General features: G+C 58.8%; 19 protein-coding genes. 3 read left to right on the top strand and 16 right to left on the bottom strand.

What is annotated here, in order from left to right:
• Window positions 1–165: 165 nt before the first annotated feature.
• The 14 genes from P3T21_RS32210 to P3T21_RS32145 form a co-directional block, all read right to left on the bottom strand.
• Entirely contained in the window at window positions 166–1,125 is a 960-nt protein-coding gene (locus P3T21_RS32210; RefSeq protein ID WP_429259993.1) for a LysR substrate-binding domain-containing protein, read from the bottom strand.
• A 95-nt stretch (window positions 1,126–1,220) separates the two neighbouring features.
• Window positions 1,221–2,147: an NADP-dependent oxidoreductase gene (locus tag P3T21_RS32205; RefSeq protein WP_429259992.1), complete on the bottom strand. Its 927-nt coding sequence runs from the start codon at window positions 2,145–2,147 to the stop codon at window positions 1,221–1,223.
• Between the two features lie 48 nt (window positions 2,148–2,195).
• A complete protein-coding gene (locus P3T21_RS32200) occupies window positions 2,196–2,966 on the bottom strand; it encodes an SDR family oxidoreductase (protein WP_429259991.1) in 771 nt (256 codons plus the stop codon).
• 105 nt (window positions 2,967–3,071) lie between these two features.
• Window positions 3,072–3,515, bottom strand: coding sequence for an ester cyclase (locus P3T21_RS32195; protein ID WP_429259990.1), 444 nt, complete (start codon window positions 3,513–3,515; stop codon window positions 3,072–3,074).
• Window positions 3,516–3,572: 57 nt separating this feature from the next.
• Complete coding sequence (locus tag P3T21_RS32190; RefSeq protein WP_429259989.1) at window positions 3,573–3,728, bottom strand: SDR family oxidoreductase; 156 nt, start codon at window positions 3,726–3,728, stop codon at window positions 3,573–3,575.
• A gap of 148 nt (window positions 3,729–3,876) precedes the next feature.
• Entirely contained in the window at window positions 3,877–4,476 is a 600-nt protein-coding gene (gene wrbA, locus P3T21_RS32185; RefSeq protein ID WP_429259988.1) for an NAD(P)H:quinone oxidoreductase, read from the bottom strand.
• 95 nt (window positions 4,477–4,571) lie between these two features.
• The gene (locus P3T21_RS32180) at window positions 4,572–4,997 is read right to left on the bottom strand and encodes a DoxX family protein (protein WP_429259987.1); all 426 of its coding nucleotides are present in this window, start codon (window positions 4,995–4,997) and stop codon (window positions 4,572–4,574) included.
• 57 nt (window positions 4,998–5,054) lie between these two features.
• On the bottom strand, window positions 5,055–5,927 hold the full coding sequence (locus tag P3T21_RS32175) for a pirin family protein (RefSeq protein WP_429259986.1): 873 nt from the start codon (window positions 5,925–5,927) through the stop codon (window positions 5,055–5,057).
• 256 nt (window positions 5,928–6,183) lie between these two features.
• Window positions 6,184–7,086, bottom strand: coding sequence for a LysR family transcriptional regulator (locus P3T21_RS32170; protein ID WP_429259985.1), 903 nt, complete (start codon window positions 7,084–7,086; stop codon window positions 6,184–6,186).
• 750 nt (window positions 7,087–7,836) lie between these two features.
• The gene (locus tag P3T21_RS32165) at window positions 7,837–8,286 is read right to left on the bottom strand and encodes a nuclear transport factor 2 family protein (RefSeq protein ID WP_429259984.1); all 450 of its coding nucleotides are present in this window, start codon (window positions 8,284–8,286) and stop codon (window positions 7,837–7,839) included.
• Window positions 8,287–8,431: 145 nt separating this feature from the next.
• Complete coding sequence (locus P3T21_RS32160) at window positions 8,432–9,379, bottom strand: VOC family protein (protein ID WP_429259983.1); 948 nt, start codon at window positions 9,377–9,379, stop codon at window positions 8,432–8,434.
• Between the two features lie 16 nt (window positions 9,380–9,395).
• On the bottom strand, window positions 9,396–11,189 hold the full coding sequence (locus tag P3T21_RS32155) for an FAD-dependent monooxygenase (RefSeq protein ID WP_429259982.1): 1,794 nt from the start codon (window positions 11,187–11,189) through the stop codon (window positions 9,396–9,398).
• A 94-nt stretch (window positions 11,190–11,283) separates the two neighbouring features.
• Window positions 11,284–12,219, bottom strand: coding sequence for a 3-keto-5-aminohexanoate cleavage protein (locus P3T21_RS32150; protein ID WP_429259981.1), 936 nt, complete (start codon window positions 12,217–12,219; stop codon window positions 11,284–11,286).
• A gap of 3 nt (window positions 12,220–12,222) precedes the next feature.
• Window positions 12,223–13,128: a fumarylacetoacetate hydrolase family protein gene (locus tag P3T21_RS32145; protein ID WP_429259980.1), complete on the bottom strand. Its 906-nt coding sequence runs from the start codon at window positions 13,126–13,128 to the stop codon at window positions 12,223–12,225.
• A 694-nt stretch (window positions 13,129–13,822) separates the two neighbouring features.
• Here P3T21_RS32145 and P3T21_RS32140 point away from each other — a divergent pair.
• The 3 genes from P3T21_RS32140 to P3T21_RS32130 all read left to right on the top strand — a co-directional run bounded on the left by P3T21_RS32140 (window position 13,823) and on the right by P3T21_RS32130 (window position 15,808).
• Complete coding sequence (locus tag P3T21_RS32140; RefSeq protein WP_429259979.1) at window positions 13,823–14,518, top strand: fumarylacetoacetate hydrolase family protein; 696 nt, start codon at window positions 13,823–13,825, stop codon at window positions 14,516–14,518.
• Window positions 14,519–14,630: 112 nt separating this feature from the next.
• On the top strand, window positions 14,631–15,290 hold the full coding sequence (locus P3T21_RS32135) for a hypothetical protein (protein WP_429259978.1): 660 nt from the start codon (window positions 14,631–14,633) through the stop codon (window positions 15,288–15,290).
• A gap of 134 nt (window positions 15,291–15,424) precedes the next feature.
• Entirely contained in the window at window positions 15,425–15,808 is a 384-nt protein-coding gene (locus P3T21_RS32130; protein WP_429259977.1) for a LysR family transcriptional regulator, read from the top strand.
• Between the two features lie 177 nt (window positions 15,809–15,985).
• Here P3T21_RS32130 and P3T21_RS32125 read toward each other — a convergent pair whose 3' ends face one another.
• Together P3T21_RS32125 and P3T21_RS32120 are read right to left on the bottom strand one after the other, a co-directional pair.
• Complete coding sequence (locus P3T21_RS32125) at window positions 15,986–17,623, bottom strand: hypothetical protein (protein ID WP_429259976.1); 1,638 nt, start codon at window positions 17,621–17,623, stop codon at window positions 15,986–15,988.
• Entirely contained in the window at window positions 17,620–18,615 is a 996-nt protein-coding gene (locus tag P3T21_RS32120) for an AAA family ATPase (RefSeq protein WP_429259975.1), read from the bottom strand. Before P3T21_RS32120 ends, P3T21_RS32125 begins: the two co-directional genes overlap by 4 nt.
• Window positions 18,616–18,617: the final 2 nt, after the last annotated feature.

Raw genomic sequence — 18,617 nt, 5'->3', positions numbered from 1 at the left:
GCGTCAATCACGGGAAGGCTGCCGATCGTCGTCTCCGGACTTGCGTTTTGCATTGCTGCAAACTATCGGGGCAACCGTGATCGCTGTCTAACGATTAAAAATAACTACGCGATCTCGATATGTAATCACCCACATTCCGGTTTCGAAGAAAACGGCCGATTTGGACTATTGGCTTGGTGACAGGAAAAGCATCTGGCCGGCGATCCCTGCTGCGATTTCACGAAAATTCGTGAGAGCCGGATTGTCCGTACTGGAATTCCATGCCGCGATCAGTTCATAAGACGTGAGCAGGTCTTCGATGGGTATGTAGATGACGCCGAGTTGCTGGACGCGCGCTACCCACTGAGGCACCAACGTAACGCCAAGTCCCGCGCTAACAAGCGCAAGGAGCGTATGAAGCTGTTCGGCCTCCTGGACGATTCGAGGTGTAAACCCGGCCGAAGCGCAGCACGCGACGATGATTTCCAGAAGCCGGCTGTTCATTCTTCGGGGGAACAGAACAAACGGCTCGTTGGCGAGCTCGACAATGGGCAGCGTCGACCGTACGGCAAGCCGATGCCCCTCCGGGATGGCCGCCACTAAAGGGGCCACAGCGAGTGCAACAGACTTGAGCGCGTCACCAGGGGATGGCGACGGCATGATTCCAATATCGATGACCGAAGTCCGGAGCGCCTCGATCTGCGCGCTTCGATCGAGCGGATGCAGCGTCAATTCAACCTGCGGCCACCTCTGGCGAAAGTCTCGGAGTATCGGCGGCAGTACGGACCAAAGTACATTATCGACGAAGCCGATCGCGAGCCACCCGACCGTACCATCCGCCGACGCGCGGGCGCGGCGCATGGCCTCATCTGCCCGACGAAGCAGATCACGCGCTTCAGGTAAAAATATCTCGCCCGGAACAGTGAGCCGAACGTTGTGGCGTGAACGCTCCAACAGCGAAAATCCCAGCTCTTCTTCAAGCAGTTTCACCTGATGGCTCACCGCGGACTGCACCACGTGCATACGCTGCGCGGCCCGACCGAAATGCAACTCTTCGGCAACTGCCGTGAAATAACGAAGTCTACGCAGGTCCATGATGAGAAAGCGCCATAAGGTTGCGAAAGTCCCGTCGAAGCTCCACACCATCAGATGCTTGCTTCACGAACTGAACCACGGCCCATCGGCTGCGGTACGCCAGGCAATCTACGAAAGCCGTGCTTCGGCAGACCAGCCAATTGGTATCATCGGGTCGCGTCGAGCACGAGCTTGCCGCGAGCGTGACGGGTCAAGTTTTTTTTCAGGGCATCGGCCGCACGCGATAGCGGAAAGACCGATTCGACTTCGGCCCTGAGCTCGCCCGAATCGAAGTGCGCAGCGATCGCGGCCAACTGCTTGCCATCGGAGCGGGTTGCGAAGTGTTTCGCCACCACACCCGCTAGCCTCGCGCGCTCGGCATCCGGTGGACTGACCGGTGACACCAGGGTACCGCCCGCCTTTAACAATGACCAGGAACGATCCTGTGTTTCACCGCCAACCAGATCCAGGACGATGTCCACGGACGACACGATCTGCTCGAAGGACTCCGTCTGATAGTCGATGACCTGTGTCGCGCCAAGCCGTCTGACGTAGTCAAGATTGCTGGACGACGCCGTTGCGATTACGTTTGCGCCGGCCATTCTTGCCAACTGCACCGCCATACTGCCAACGCCGCCCGCCGCGCCGTGAATCAACACGAGCTGACCCGGCTTGACACCAGCGTGCTCATGCAACGCCTGCCATGCAGTCAATGCTGTCGCAGGCACGCCTGCCGCTTCAAGCAGGGAAAGCTTATTCGGGACTAAAGCCAGGCGATCCGTTGAGGCGATCATCCTCGTGGCGTACCCGCCGACGATCCCGATGTAACCGAAGACCTCGTCACCCACGGCGAAGTCCCTGACCCCGGCGCCCAGTGCCGAAATCTTTCCCGACACCTCAACGCCAGGCGTGTAAGGCAGTGACAGCGGCAGGAACGCTTTCATCCTGCCTTCCAGAATTTTCCAGTCGACCGGGTTGACGCCGCTCCCCGCAACGTCGATTAATACTTCGCCCTCTCCCGGTACCGGGTCAGGGATATCTTCCAGCGTCAGAACTTCGGGGCCGCCGTAGACATAGGCACGTATTGCTTTCATGAGTTACTCCTGATTGAGCAACCGTACAGTTACGGTTGCTTTGATGTGTCAGATCACCGAGAGCAGGCCGCCATCAACAAGCAAGGCGATACCGGTGACATAGCTCGACATGTCCGAACCGAGCCACGCAACAGCGTCGCCTATTTCGGACGGCGTCCCCAGGCGGCGCAATGGAGTGCGTTGTCGAAAACCTTCCGAGGCTGCGGCAATGCCGGGATTCGTGCGCAGCAAGTGTGTGTCGATCGTGCCGGGGCAGATGGCATTCACGCGGATACCGTCGGGGCCGAGCGCGTCCGCCAAGGCCTTGGCCATCAGCACGACGCCACCCTTGCTGGTCGAGTAAGCGACGGTCATACCGGCGCCCGCGATACCGCCCATGCTCGCAATCAGTACGATGCTGCCAGGCTTGCCACGCGCCTTCATCTGGCGTGCCGCGGCTTGCGCACCGAAAAGCACGCCGTCGAGATTGACCGCCATCAACCGCCGGTAGTCGCTTTCGGCGACGTCGGGACCGTCCTCGCGCAACGTGATGCCGGCGTTGCAAACCATTACGTCGACGCCGCCAAACTCGGCCGCCGCATCGACCAGCGCGTCGACTTCCGCGTGCTGCGTTACGTCGGTGCGTTGAAATCGCGTGAGCACACCCAGCGCTTCGATCTCGGCAGTCGTCTGCGTACCGCCCTCGTGCGGGGTTTCGGTGACGTCGGAGATGATCACTGCCTTCGCTCCGTGCCGCGCCGCAGTAATCGCAATGGCCCGACCGATGCCGCTGGCGGCGCCGGTGACCAGCACGACCTTGTCCTTAAGAATATCGCTCATTTTGGTATCCTTATAAATAAATCAACTTGACCGCATGTACTGAATCAACAGTCTAGTGGTGCGTAGCGGTTGTCAAGGCGCCACCGCGTGAGCGCAGTCGGTTCTTCACGCTTTCTTCGCACCGGCAGGAAAAGCACCGAGTTGCTGCATCAGCGAGAAGAGATTGGCGACACCCCAGTGCTCGGCAATCTTGCCGTTGCGTACGCGCATCGCGTCGACAGTTTCAAAATGGATCTTTCGACCGGTGGGCGGCACGCCAAGGAAGGTGCCTTCGTGTGTGCCGTGATACGTCTTGTAGGTCGTCACCAGATCGCCGTCGGCAACCTGCCAATGAATGTCCGCGTGGAAATCAGGGAACGCGGCACGCAGTGCGTGGTAGAGGCCGCGTGCACCATCCTTGTCCGGGGTGCAGTTCGGCTGCGGCGTATGGTCGACGAAATCGTTCGCGAATAATTCTTCGAATACGTCAAAGTTGCCGCCGCCTTGAACCTCTTCGGTATTGCGACGAACTACAGCCTTTGCTTCTTCGCTTGCGTTGCTACGGGTCATGTCATGCTCCAGAACGGTTGAAATGCGAGTGTTTCAGTTCACAACGATACGGGTCGATCACTGCAGCTCGAAGCCACCGATGGTCACCCCACCGTCGACCACGAGCATCTGCCCGATCACATAACTCGCCGCCGACGAGCAGAGCCAGACAGCGGCGGCGGCCACTTCGGCCGGTTGGGCGCCCCGCTTCGCCGGGAATCGCGGTGCGGGCAAGTTCGGCGAAGGCCGGGTTCTGCGCGCTATTGGCGGGTGATCCCTTACACGGCGCCCTTTGGCGCACCTATAATTAGCATACCGATCTATTATCACGTTACGCTGGGCGATGACGCCCAGCTCACTCAAAGACTTGCCAGCAAAAGCGTTAGCCGAACAGCTTCGCCGCCGTCTTTGCGACCAGTTCGCCCTGATGGTGAGCGCCGGCCAGATCGATCTCGCTTGGCTGACGCGACCCGTCGCCGGAAGCGACGGTGGTTGCGCCATAAGGTGCGCCGCCGACGATCTCGCTCATGTTCATCTGCCCCTGATGGCTATAGGGCAGCCCGACGATAACCATGCCGAGATGCATCAGGTTCGTGATGATCGAGAAAAGCGTGGTCTCCTGCCCGCCATGCTGGGTGGCAGTCGACGCGAACGCGCCGCCAACCTTGCCGTGCAGTGCGCCACGCATCCACAAACCCCCTGTCTGATCGAGGAACGCTGCCATCTGCGACGACATGCGGCCATAGCGCGTGCCGGTACCCACGACGATCGCATCGTAGTTCTCGAGGTCGGCGACCGTTGCGACCGGAGCCACCTGGTCGAGCTTGAAATGCGCGCCCTTGGCGACCTCTTGAGGCACCGTTTCCGGTACGCGTTTGACGTCGACCTGCGCGCCTGCGCTGCGGGCGCCCTGCGCGACGGCCTCAGCCATCTGCTCGATATGTCCGTACGACGAATAGTAGAGAACAAGAACCTTAGCCATCGCAATCTCCTGAGGGTGATGAAGCGGGCCATCATGGCGCCGCAGGGGTGCAGCAGATGTCCTGCGAGGACGACCCAGGGCCGTCCCGAATGTCGTTACTGTGCGGTACCTGCGACCCGCACCTCGCGACGGTTATCGAAGCTGAATGCGCCTGCGCCATAAGCCACGACCTGGATCAAACCACCGGCCATCGCGACGTTCTTGAGAAAGTGGAACATCTGGTTCTGGTCGCCGAGCGCGCGGTGGAAGATCAGCGCGGTAATGATCGAATACGCTGCCAGCAGCACGGCAACGAGTCGCGTGCGATAGCCGACGATCAGCAGAACGCTGCCAATCAGTTCAAGAGCCATCGAGCCGAGATAGCCGAGCAGCGGTACGGGCAATCCTAGCGACCCGATGTAGCCGATGGTCGCTCCCGGCGCGGTGAGTTTGCTAAAGCCGCTCACCAGAAAAATGGCAGCGATGAGAATGCGGCCAATCAGCGGAAGGGCCTGGTTAGAATTTGCAGAGGTTGAGTTCATGACGAGTTCCTTAAGTTAATTAAAAAGAGACGAAGGTTAAGTGGACTGCTTGTGCGACTACCGGATACGACCGCGAGAGCGAAGCTGCTTGCCAATTCGTGCGATCTGGGCTTCTCCCGCTTGCAGCGCGGCCTCTGACGTGTGAACCGAGTAGTAGCCGAGCACCAGGTCGTGCGGGTGTTTTACTGCGGATGCGAAAATGAATTCGGCGTCGCTGTCTGCGACGAAGTCGAGAGCGTCTTCGGACTCGCTGAAGACCGCGAGTTCGCTGCGCAGACGCTCACCCGCGACACGAAGCACACCCCGATGCACGTGGGTCCAGCCCACGGTATGTGCAGTGGGCGGCACATAGCGCCAGCGCTCGCCCGTCTTGAGCTGTACGTGCAGATAGTTGATCCCTTCCGGAGCCAATACCGGGCTGTGTGCGTCCCTATAGCTGCCGAGAATGACGCGCGCAGGACCCACATGCGGGATGGCCTGCGCGGGTAGATATTGGGTTTGCGGTTCCCCATTCTCGATTTCGGGCGGCAACGCCACCCACATCTGGTAACCGTGAAAGCGCTTCAGGTCTGCAGGACTGGCGTCGTGCCAGATACCGTTGCCAGCGTTCATCCACTCGACGCTGCCCGCGGACAACACGCCCGACGCGCCCGTCGTGTCTTCGTAACTCAGGTTGCCCGAGAGCAGGACCGTGATCGTCGCGATGCCCGAATGCGGGTGCATTGGAAACAGTGCGTCGCTCGACGGCGTGAAATCGAAGTAGTCCAGGAACACGAACGGCTTGATCAGCTCGCCCAGCTCGGCGGGACTAACGATGCGCGTGACCGGGCCATGGGGGCGCCCCTGGGTACGCGCCACAACGGTGCGCGAAGGACTGGCTGGCCGGGCAACGGGCGTGGCTACTTCGAGTAGATCAGTGGTGGGAGCCATGACGATTTCCTTGTGGGGATGACATGGCTGAAGGTTAGAAGCTGGCGAACCCCAACGGAAGCCTATATATTTCGATAAAGTCCATCGTCTCAACCGATGAACCTTTGCAACGAGCATCTCCGCGTGGCAGTTCGCCGAGGCATCTTCGGTTCTGGTGCTTGTACAGAGGAAGCGCTTGAGATGGTGAACCCGCTGCTTATCGAGTTCCTGGATGGATTACAACCGTGGCAATGAAATGTCAGGTCGACCAAGACCGTCACTCTTCATTTGAGGTTTGTTTTAGTCGACCGAGAAACCAACGGCCCGCAGGGCCTGGCGGCGTATCTTTGCGATAGATTGCAAGCATGGTGATCGGCGGCGTTTGGGGCTGAAAGTTTTCGATTCGCAGCGGTACCAGATCGCCCGAAACAAGATCGGCGTGTACCATCACCGCAGGCATATGCCCCCACCCGAAGCCAGCTCGCAAAAACGCATGCTTCGCGCCCAGATCCGCCAATCGCCAGATCTGCGAAGAGAACACCCCGAATGTCTTACCATCGGTCAGCGGCGTGCGATCAGTCAATACAAGCTGAACATGTTCTTCCAGCTCGCGCGATCGGATCACTCTGTTAAGCGATGCCAAGGGATGTGTCGGACCGGTAACGGTGACCATCGGCACATCGAGCAGCTTCTCGGCATCAACCGATTCGGGCACGGCCGGCATAGAACCGCTAATGCCGAGCCTGCACGCCCGCTCCACCACTCGCTGCACTACCGCACCCAAGGCTTCGACATACAACCGAACTGGAGTGTCAGGAAACGCGTCACGGAATTCTCCAACCGCCCGTGTGAGTGAGGCCATCGGATACATGACGTCCACCACGACGGAAAGCTCTGGCTCGAGTCCTTCCGCGATTGCTCGCGCCCGCGACTTGAAACCATCCATGCAGTTGACGGTGAGACGCGCCTGCGAAAGCAATGCAGCACCTTCATCTGTCAATCGTGGATAGTGACCACTCCGGTCGAACAATGGCACATTGATTTGAGCCTCAAGATTGGCGAGCGTCTGGCTCACGACGGACTGTGCCCTGCGAAGCTTACGTCCTGCCGCAGAGAAGCTTCCTTCGTCTGCGGCAGCGATAAAGGTGCGCAATTGGTCCATGGATACGCCGTCGAGCATATATCGATTTTCCGGATGGAATTTGTCGAGAAATATCGCCTTCTGAGCGAGATGTCAAGCGCTTAATCTTCGTCATGTCGTCACCGAAGACAGGCACATCGCCATTGAGCGTGGCCTTGATGCGCGGTTACGTACACGAATTCGTCTCAGCTGGTGCCAACGCAAGCGACTGTTTATGAACGTCGCATCTTCCCCCGGCAGTGCCTCCAAAAAAGCGCCTAAACTCACGCATTGACGATTTTGTCAAAATGCTCTTGGCTCGCGAGCGCCGCAGCATCGCCGCGCCCTCCTCGCTCATCAAGATCCGAAAGCAGATCTCGCGCACGAGGCCCAACGCAAGCACTTGACTTCTAGTGGCGTCGCAACGCCTCCAGCAGCCGTAGCACCGCGTACACAAGCCGCCTCGCCAGGTAACGTTGACTGCATGCTTCGAGAGGAGATCTGCGTCGACGACGATTGCCCACGATCGACTGCAAGCAGAAATTCCGGTGCCGACGCAAAATCGATGCGTATAGACAAAGCATCGGCTCGGACTCGCTGGCTTGCGTCTCAGTGGAAAACGGCAACTGCACCGCCAGTTATCGGCGCTTTTGTCCCTGACAGACGATCGTACGTGCTGCGGACGCGGCGGTGTTCGTCGTGCAGGTCATCTGGGTCAAGCTGGATCCGTCGAGTCAGGCCCCAGGTGGGTTATCTGAAGTAGACGCCGCGATCTATTTTCAAAACTAACGACTACCGCCATGAAGTCTTTCAATAACGGCTCGTCGGCGCGCTGCCAATCCACGGATAGCGTTCAGTGTCAGCCCCCGCATAATCGGGGTCGAGATATACAAAGCAGCGCTGAATCTTGAAGTCGCGAATTTCAAATACATCGCACCACCGCCCGGCGTGCGTAGTCCCTGCTCGCCAGGATGCGCCATTCCTTAGCTTCCCGGATGAGGTGGCTTCAACCACTACCAGATCCCCTTGCTGAATAAAATTCGCATACGGGATGTCGTGCGATATTTCGGCGAGGATACCCATCAGGTCCTCGAGAAATTGGGCAATCTCCTTACGACCACGTGCGATGCCCCACTTCGGAAAATAGACTTCGGCCTTCTCGTCGAATAGCTCGAGAATATCGCCTCCGCGATCTACGCGCCTGAAATACTCTATTGCGAGCGCTTTACGCTGCTCATCAGTCATCGACTGGATCTGCATAACCGTCTCCGAGAATAATTGCGCGTCAAGGCTGCCTGGATTGGCCGCCTCAACGTCGGGTTACGGGAGAAGCCCCGAAGCTACCGCGCCGATCGACGTGCAGACTTGCCACTGCCCATCGCCTGCACGCCTGAGGTGACGCTCGTCACTCCTGCGCCTCGTTGTTCTGAATGAAAAAAGTCGGAACATCAGGTCCCCAGAGATACAGCGAATCTTCCGGCGGATGATCGGCGCTGCACCATTCCACGCCCGGGGGGACAAAGTCCATATTGGCCGAGTATTCCCAGAACGAGCCCCAAGGGTCCCGAACGTACTGAAAATGATTCGAGCCCAGAACGTGCCGCCCGACACCCCACCCGTCGGCATATCCAGCACGTTTCATCTGCATCTTGCCGCGCCCGACATCGTCCATGGTGGGCACATCCCAGGCACTGTGATGCCAGCCCTTTGAAGTCGACTGAACGAACGCGACCAGATGGTGATCGCTTCCATGCCTGCCATGCATGAATGCCACGATGCCCTTCGAGCCATCAGAGAACTTCAAACCAAGAGCCTGCAGATAGAACACAACGGCGCGTTCGACGTTCGGCGTAAACAGCACTACATGAGACAGCCTGGTCGGCCGGACAATCGATCGGTCACGCTGCGGACCAACTGCCCCGTTCCACGTTTTTAGCAAGATGGGAGTTGGCCACAGCGGCTTCGACGATGGCGACGTCTTTTCGCCGGCTCGAACTTGCAGGAGATTGCCGTCCGGATCCTCAAACCAGAATCCGTCCGCGTTAGCGCAGCTGCCGTGCGGGTAAGCCACTTTACCGCCCGCAGCATTGATCTGTTTTGTCAATGCGTCGAGGTCGTCGGCAAAACAGTTGAACGAAAGGTACGCGAGCCGCTTCCTTGATCCCGGCAAGACCCTCGTCCAGATATGAGCATTGCCCGCTGTACGGAGTTCGAGACCCGGTCCCGTCTCCATGACATCGAGGCCAAAGCCATCGAAGAAATGCTTTGCAGCCTGGAGGTCAGGCACTTCCAGTGCAAAGTGATTGATCGAATGCACGCCGACCAGCGGCACGGCCAGTCTTGTCGCTTCCATGACTTCCCCTCCTTCGTTATGCGCCGGCATTCGACTCTTGCAGTGTCAACGCGGACGTTGTTTCGGGATTTAGGCCCAGAATGCGTGATAGTGCCTGGTGCAGGCCTGCGACAGGGTCGGCTATGAGGGTTCTTGACCGGAATGCGACGAATCGGTCGGGTCGTATAAGCAGGCAGCCGTCCTCCTCTATCTCCGACAGTTCCGTCCATCGGCCATACACGTCCTCGACCTCGGCACCGGGCCCTATCGACACGGCTTGAAGCGGTATTCCGAACTCTGTAGCGACCTTACCGGCCGCGTCTGACCACTGCCTGCCGCCAATGCCGGTGATAAGCGTGAATGCGCCGTGCCCAACCAGGTCAAGCGTCGATACGAGTTCTTCTTCCCGCTGGACCCACGCGTGAGGCAAGTAAGCCCCCGGCGTAGTGGTTGGGTGGTAATACAACTCAGGATCGCGACCCGGTTGTGCAACTGCGGAACCGTCCGGGACCACAGCGGCTGAAGCGTAGCGTTGACCGAGTTCGATTCCATGGCAGTTGAACTGATAGTTCTGCAATTCGATCGCGGCTGCGAGGGCATTTCTCTTGTGCCGACCTTCTTCAGAATCGGAGAACAACTGAGTCAATGCCGCCCATCCTTCCCCATCGCTCTGGCCCGGCCGAAAGCCAAGAGCTTGTGGTATCGGCTGCATGTTCGCTACAGACTTCATCGCGCGCTCAACGACCTGACGCGCGACCGGCTGCCGCTCGTCAGAGTAAGTCTGGAGTAGCGAAGGTGTGGCCTGCCCCTTGACGATCATCGCCAGCTTCCACGCGACATTAAACGCGTCCTGGATTGACGTGTTGGATCCCAGACCATTCGCCGGCGGGTGACGATGCGCCGCGTCGCCCGCAATGACGACGCGCCCCCTGGTCATACTGCGCGCATACATCTTGTTGATCGTCCACTTTGACACTGACTTAACCGTAATGGGAATGCTGGCGTCGCCAATCGTGCTTCGCGCGCGTGCGATGACGGCTTCCTCGCTATGCGCGGGCTCGCCGTCGCGCGGGTCGTACATGAATACCAACACCCACTCGTTCCATGGGCGCACACAGATCCAGGTGCCGCTGCCGACCCAGTAGTCGTTGCCGGGCTGGGCCATCCAGTACAGTACGCCCGGACGATGTGCACAATATCTGGCAAGGTCGACCTCCAGCCAACAGTTCATCGCACACCCCAACCCTGACTCGCCATCGAGCTCGAAGCCGATTTCTTTGACGACGGTACTCTGAGCACCGTCTGCACCGACCACGTAATCCGACACGACCTCAAGCTCCTCACCTGTCAGGCGGTTTACGAGTCGCGAGTAGACTGCGTCGTCCGTCTGATGCATGGATATCAGTTCAGTATTGAAGAGGAACCGTGCGCCGCTTTCGCGAGCTGCCGTCAGAATGAGCGGCTCAAGCAGATGTTGTGGCGCATTGCACATCTGGGAAGGACTGGCCATCTCATAGTCCGCCTTGCGCTTCTCCCCTGTTCCCCATGCCTGCAGTCGTCCCAGTTCCACACCGCCAAAGCTCGTCGCCCACACGTTGTTCGTCATCGATTCGCGCGGTGTCGCGAGCGCGCGAACGCGATCTTCGATGCCCAGATCGCGGAATACTTCGACGGTGCGCTGATTGGTAATGTGAGCACGCGGCCCGTGCGCTGTGCCCGAATAACGCGTGATGGCGAGCACTTCGACGCCATACCTGGCCAGTAGCGCAGCCGTTGTCAGGCCCGCCGGACCTGCGCCCACAACGAATACCGGAACGCGAATCTGCTTCATGTCTCCTCCACCTTTCCTTTGCTCCACGCCGAGGTATCGAGCGTGACAGGTTTGTTAGGGTTTGGCATCGTAGCGAGTGCGTTGATTGGCGTAGTCAGAACGCAACATCGCCAGCGCCTTTTAACCCAACCAATTCACGCGCTTCGTTAGGTGTAGCAATTGACAGGCCGATCTCCTCAAGAATCTGCCTCATCTTCGTAACTTGCTCAGCGTTATTTCGAGCGAGACGGCCTTTAGCGAGCCAAAGATTGTCTTCAAGACCGACGCGCACGTTGCCGCCCATGACCGCTGCCTGAGCACCGATATTTGTCTGCGTGCTGCCCACGCCTAACACCGACCATGCGTACTCGTCGCCAAACAGGCGGTCCGCGGTGCGTTTCATATGCAAAACATCCTCCGGATGGGTGCCGATGCCACCACGGATGCCAAAGGCGGACTGAATGAAAAGCGGTCCCTTCAAAAGCCCTCGATCCAGAAAATGTGCGGCCGTATAAAGGTGCCCGATGTCGTAGCACTCGATCTCAAACTTCGTACCGTTGCCTCCGCACGACTCGAGGATATAGGCGATGTCCTTGAACGTATTCTTGAAGATTCGGTCGTCACTTGACGCAAGGTAAGGCCGTTCCCAGTCGTATCTGAACTCCGTGTAACGCGACAGCATCTCGTAGAGACCAAAGTTCATCGAGCCCATGTTGAGCGAAGCGAGTTCCGGTTTGAATTGCAACGCTGGCTGAAGCCGCTCCTCGACACTCATCGTCGGTGCGCCACCGGTCGTCAGGTTAATGACGACGTCCGATTCGGCTTTGATCAGCGGTAGGAAGCGCCGGAATATTTCCGGGTCCTGACTCGGGATGCCGGTTAACGGATCGCGCGCGTGAAGGTGAGCGATGGCCGCGCCTGCATGCCCCGCTTCGATCGCCGACTGGGCAATGTCTTCGGGCGTGACAGGCAAATAAGGCGACATGGACGGCGTATGAATCGAGCCCGTTATCGCGCAGGTGACAATAACTTTCCGTTGGTGCTTCCCCATGACTCAGTCTCCGGCCGGCTTCGCAGTGTCAAGTCGACGTACGGCATCGGGCTCAGCGACAATTCTGTTCTCGATGAAACCAATCTTATCGACTTCGACGCGCACGACATCCCCGATTGACAATAGCGAGGGCGGGGACATCGCAATGCCCACTCCAGCCGGTGTGCCTGTAGCGAGCAGGTCGCCCGGCATCAGCGTCATCACCTGGCTCAGGTAGGAAATCTGCTCGGCCACGCTATAGATCATTGAGCGCGTGGAAGCTTGCTGACGAACAATTCCATTGACCGTTAGCCGCAGTTGCAGATCTTGCGGATCGCCGATCTCGTCCGCAGTCGTAACCCATGGGCCGGTTGGACCATGGGTATCGAACGACTTTCCAAGGGTAAAGGTCGGGCTGCGAGCCTGCCAGTCGCGAGCGCTTACATCGTTGATCACCAGATAGCCGGCGACTGCAGATAGCGCTTCGTCACTCGATGCGTAGCGGCAACGCGCGCCGATCACCACTCCGAGCTCGGCTTCGTAATCGAGTTCTTTAACGACATGCGGATAGTGGACGGGATCGAACGGGCCGGTAACGCTCGTCACCTGCTTGTTGAACCAGAGCTGTGAGTCGGGAACCTTGACACCTGCCCGACGGGCCTCGTCGGCGTGCTCCCGATAGTTCATTCCGATGGCGAGGAACTTCCCGGGGTGAGGCACCGGCGCATTCAGTACCACATCGGCGAGCAGATAGCTCGGACTTTCGAGGGTCTCGACCGACTCCCGCAACACTGAATCCCGCCACATTGCAGTGATCAGACTCACAACATCGTCGGCGGCATCACCCACCGCGCGCAAGTCGATCACCCTGTCCCCCACCACTTTTCCAACTGACATATTGCCTCGATGAGTAAACATTGCCAGCTTCATGATGGTCGTTTCCGTGTGGGCTGAATGATCTCGCCGTTTTAGGCGACATTTTGAAATTTGCCGACAACAGACGTTGCGTCGATGGACCGTGACTTTCCCAGTTTCGGAAGAACGTCGCTCCGTCGTGTCTCCTGCTTGTGCGAAGATTCGAGGCAACTATCCGAGGAGTTGCGATCACTGTCTAATGATAAAAATTGACAACTTGATCTCCATTAGTGATCAGCCACACGCAACACTCAACGCATTCATGCTTTTGCACGCGTCCTGCGCGGCGGAGCGGCCGAACGACGACGCGGCGCCGATCGGTCGGACTGGCGGTCTGCGCAGTGGGTATTCCCTATCATCGCCCGTGTATCGCGATTATTGTCTGAAGGGTAGCTGTCAGTTGGCGCAACCTGCCATGAGGCATGGTGACCTGAAGAGACGTCGGTTGATCTGAGTTCAAGATCACGCAGTCAGTATTCATCGTTGGACGCAGACGCGTCACACAACCATACTTCGTATCACTCGACACGGGCGCAAACACAACCATTGGTCGCTGACAGGCCGAGGATTTCGTGACGTCGCGAGTCCAGAACACCAGATCGGAGACAATATGACACTCGTGTCGCTCGCTCGCCGTTCGGCAACCGCGCATACGTCCCATTGCGGCCTGCATCGACCCGCTGCTATCGAATAAACAGGAGTTCCCACTATGCGCATCGAGTTCACCTTACCCACACCGACGGTGCTTATCCAGGGCAGCGACTCCGTCTTTCCGGTTCGGCGCATCTACTGCGTGGGCCGCAACTATGCCGCCCATATCCGCGAGATGGGCTTCGACCCGAACCGCGAACCGCCCTTTTTCTTCTGCAAGCCGGCAGATGCCATCGTGAACGTTCCAGCTGATACGACCGTCGAAGTTCCCTACCCGCCGCAGACCAGCGAATACCACCACGAAATCGAACTGGTCGTAGCGATTGGACGCGCCGGCAGTGACATCGCGGTAGAAGATGCTTTGGACCACGTATTCGGATACGCGGTCGGTCTCGACATGACCCGGCGCGACCTGCAGCTTGCGCTGCGCGACAAGGGGCGGCCGTGGGAGCTGGGCAAGGCATTCGACCAATCGGCGCCCATCGCGCCGCTCCGCAGAGTCAGCGAGGTCGGTCACATTGACCGTGGCGCACTCTGGGTACAGGTCAATGGTGAGGATCGCCAACGTACGGACCTCAGCAAGCTCGTCTGGTCTGTACCGGAAATCATCGCCAACCTGTCCACATATTTCGAACTGCAGCCTGGCGACCTCATCTACACCGGCACGCCCGATGGCGTAGGGTCCGTCCAACGGGGGGACACCATGACCGGGTGCATCGCTGGCCTGGGTGAGTTGAGCGTGAAGGTGCGGTGATCATGTCCGCGGAGGCGGAACGTCACGTGCTTTCGCGAGCCGCATGTCTGAAATAGGACGGCAGGCCCACACGTCATTCGAATCCCATCCTCACAACCGATAGGAGCTAGTCATGAATTACGCCACCCTGGCGGCGCCAGGCCGAGAAATGCCCACGGCGGACGCGCTGACATTGATGCACGTCCCCGCAAAGTTCGATGTAACGAAATGGCCCCGGGAAGTCGAAGCGTTTCTCCACAGGACCACCGACCCTCATCACCAGGCCATGTTAAAGAACTACTTCCGCCATTTGCTGCTGGAAGTGGCAGGTTACTGGGATCAAATCATCGTTCCCGAACTCACCGTCGACGAGCCCATGTACCGCGTCGGTGACCGCCGCCAGATGCACGTTCTGACGGGCAAGGCAGCCGTCGAAGGGTTCTATCGCGAAGCCGCCGAAACGCGCCAGAACGTGATGGGCGCACGGACCATGAACATGGGCGTCGACGACTACGGCATCACCACTGAAGCCGTATGGACCCACGTCGTACCCGGGATGTGCCTGAAGGACCACGGCATCAACGCCGACCCCGCGGCGCACTACCTGATGACGCACCACCTCTTCCAGATCTTCACGTACACGAAAGAGCCAAAACCAAAGCTCATTGCGGAGCGTATCTACGACGACCCGGAGAGCTACACCTATGAAAAGCTTGCACCCGCCGACGTCGTGACGCCGGAGATCGCCCGGGAACTCCTCGCCCCCTTCCTGGCTCGAGCCACGCTGGACTGATGCCCCCTCCCGTCTAGGTTAATGATGTGACGACGTCTTCAGGACGACGTCACTCATCGGCCGTCACGAAGGTCGGCCTGAAAGCGCCCGAGCTGGTCTGAGCTAGCGAGGCGCCAGCCGATTAGAGAACTGCCTTGGATCAATTAATCCAGATTGAGCTTTTTGTCCGAACCGTCGAACTCGGGAGCATATCTCGCGCCGCAGAGGAGCTAGGGCTGTCAAACGCTGCTGCCAGCTGGCACCTGAGATCGCTCGATGAACGATTAAGTGCGCGGCTCCTTGAACGAATCACGCGTCGGCAATGTTTGACGGAAGGGGGACGTACGTATCACCAGCGTTGCCTCATCATTGTTGCTGAGTTGGCGGTAGCCGAACTCGGGGTCAACGATTCGAATGCCAAATCGACCGGAGTCTTGAGAGTAACCAGTTCCGTATCTTTCGCGATGATGCGGTCACCAAGTTTGAAACATGGACAATCAGCGCACCGAGCGTGTCAGCGGCGGCCGCCTAGGTCGTAAACCGCATTAAATGTGTCACCGCCCGTACCTTGACAATTCGGGCCGACGAACCGCAATAGTGACAACATTGCTTGCAGTCCGAACGAAGACACAAAATTGTGAAAAGCTTGCATGAAATTGAAAATAACTTCTTCACGCGGCACCGAATAGGAACAATGTAGTTGTCGGCGCACCGTCTCACTCTGCATCGGAAGCCGCCAACACTGCCAGGACCATTGCCGTAACACTGACGCGGCGCCGATGATTCGTCAGTGGCGAACTAACTGGTCGCGCGGAAATGTCCGATCGCGCGTTACGTTTCGCGACAGGTGCCGGCCAGTTTTCCGGTGCTTGAGCTGTATGAAGGTGTGCGACGTGATGTCTGTAGTGTTCCGCTCCCGCTTGTAGTGCTTTTAAGGATGCAAGCGGTCGTGATCGCGCCGGAGCGATCACCATCCTGTAGTGCTCCCGGTCAGGGTCTGCGTCAAGCACGACCCACTCCCGTTCCGGATAGTCGATCGCTGGAAACGGCAGCCATAAAGGTCCCGATCGCGCGCCTCCGTCGTTGACCGCATCAAGGTAGCAGGAAAAACTGTCGAGGCAAGCCAGTGCAAAAACGCGCAGGATTATCCAGCGTTCGACGGGCGGGGTCCATCCGGGCAAGCCGACTGGCGCGAAGAGCGAAAGCCAGACAATGACACCGAGCAGCCCATGTTCGCATCGGCCGAAAAGATGCGCCGGTACGCCGACACCTTCCCATTTTGTCCGCCATCGCAGTACCGCTTGAGCAACCGGACAGAACGGTGTCGTTGAGCATGCATCGAGCCGCCATGTGAGATAGCGGCCAGCGGTATAGACACACCTGCGATGCCTTTGCACGACATGGCGTATGAGATGTCGTCGAATCGACTTATAACACGCGATGGCGTCAGGCAGCACGTCATCGGAAGCGCGTATCGCCAGTGAGCGGAGCAAATCTCCGACGCACTTACTGCGATGGTCAACATCTGTTTCTAACGATTCGCGAGCAAAGGCCACCGGATGGACCAGGACGTTCGAAACCCCTTCAGTCTGCCCCTGCACGACACGCGCGCAGAAGCCGCCGAGCCCTTCCTCGCCGCTGCCCCGTGACGGCGCCGAAGCCAGCCAGGCCTCGCAGACTTCCTGCTGACTCAAGTTAGCCAGCAGTCGCCGAAGATTTGATGAACGGCGGCCGAACCAATCCCGCGCAAGACCTTGCGCGACCTTGCACCGGTACGCGAGCGATAACCTGGTCGCTGGATCATCTGCCGCGCCGGGCGAACGCACCCAGTTGTGCCCGCATGTCGGGCAACATAGCGGCACCCGGAAATTGCACGCCTGCAGTCGGTAGGTCATCAAGGCCTCGCCACATTGGGTGCAACGGTCACGGAGTGGACCGCCGTGGACCGGGCATGTCTTGCACCCGTCAGACTGAAAAACGGCGAGATGAATGCCGCGCGCCGCACACTGCATGCACCACATCAATTGTTGCGATCCGGCACTCCGCGAGACGTCGCTAACCGGCAAAAACGCAGCCGCGACGTCGCAAAGCGGAATGCACATCAGATCGGACACCCGAAGGAGATCAAACTGACGCATGTCGCGGAGGTCAATGCCGTGCTTCAAAGTCCAGCGGCTCGGCTTTCGTAAGAAAAGTTCCGCCAATGCCGTGTACGACAACGCGTTCAATTGCTGGAACCTCGCGAACAGCATAAATGCAGACTGACCCGGCAGATTCCAGTCGTCGCGCCAGCACCACTCGCCGACTTGCCAATTGTCTGCGCCGGGAAGCAGAATTTCGAAGCGACTTTTCATGGTCCAGCGGATACGTCATCAACGAATACGATGCGCAAATCTTCCAGTGCCGCGACGTAGTTGGATTCGTCTACCGCTTGCGCCCACGATGCCGGGCTGAGCGCAAAATCCGATGCATCGTGGCTCATGTTCTCGACGAGCGCGATCTCGATAGTGCGCGCGACATACTCCATCGGCAGCTCCATCGCGAAATCAAACCTCGCGCGCCGGTGGGCAGCATCGAAAGCATCCCACAAGGCGAGGTGCTGCTCCCCAAGCCGGAAGCCGGTGTCGAATGCGCGTTGCAGAAAATAGCGCGTGTAAGGCCAGTCACTGCCATCTGGGAAAGTGGACGTGTCGTAAGCGGCGAGCGACATCTTCAGATCGTCGGCGGCACGAAAGCCGTCGAAGCGCAACTCATCGACCATGAAACGGGACACGATCTGCGAGGTGTCCACGCTCTGCCGGAACGAACTCTTGCGGTTCAGGATGCCAGATTGACCGACCAGGAATGTGAACATCCGCACACCGCGACGCTCGAGTTCGTCCTGCACGTCCCGTAACCATTCATAGTGTTCGAGCTCAAGCCGCTGCGCCTCATCGACAAATACGAGCAGTTTGTTGCCGGCGGCACGTTCGACCAGTTCGGCCAGCTTGTGGTAGAGGCGCAGTCGGCGCTGCAACGCCGTGCCGCTATCCGGACGCCCATGTCGTGCCGCCTCAAGCAGCATGCCGAAAAACAACGCCTCCGAGCGCGACGGATTGCGCGGCATGCCGATCGTCAGGATTGCCACGCGAGGCAGCTCCAGATTCAGCAGCCGAACACAGTACCGGATCGCATAGGTCTTGCCCCAGCGAGTGTGCCCATAGATGACAGCGCCAGCGACGCCGCGCCGGATGCACTGACGCACGCGTGAGTACATCGCGGCGATTGCCGGGGTGGGCACCATGTACGCCTGGTTCACGAGCGGATGCGCCGATGGATCAACGGGGCGTTTCAGCGAATCAGGCATCG

It is taken from the genome of Paraburkholderia sp. GAS334 (assembly GCF_050436625.1).
Lineage (GTDB): Bacteria > Pseudomonadota > Gammaproteobacteria > Burkholderiales > Burkholderiaceae > Paraburkholderia.
The sequence above is the reverse complement of the archived record's forward strand: the minus strand, read 5'-3'. Positions and strand labels throughout refer to the sequence as shown.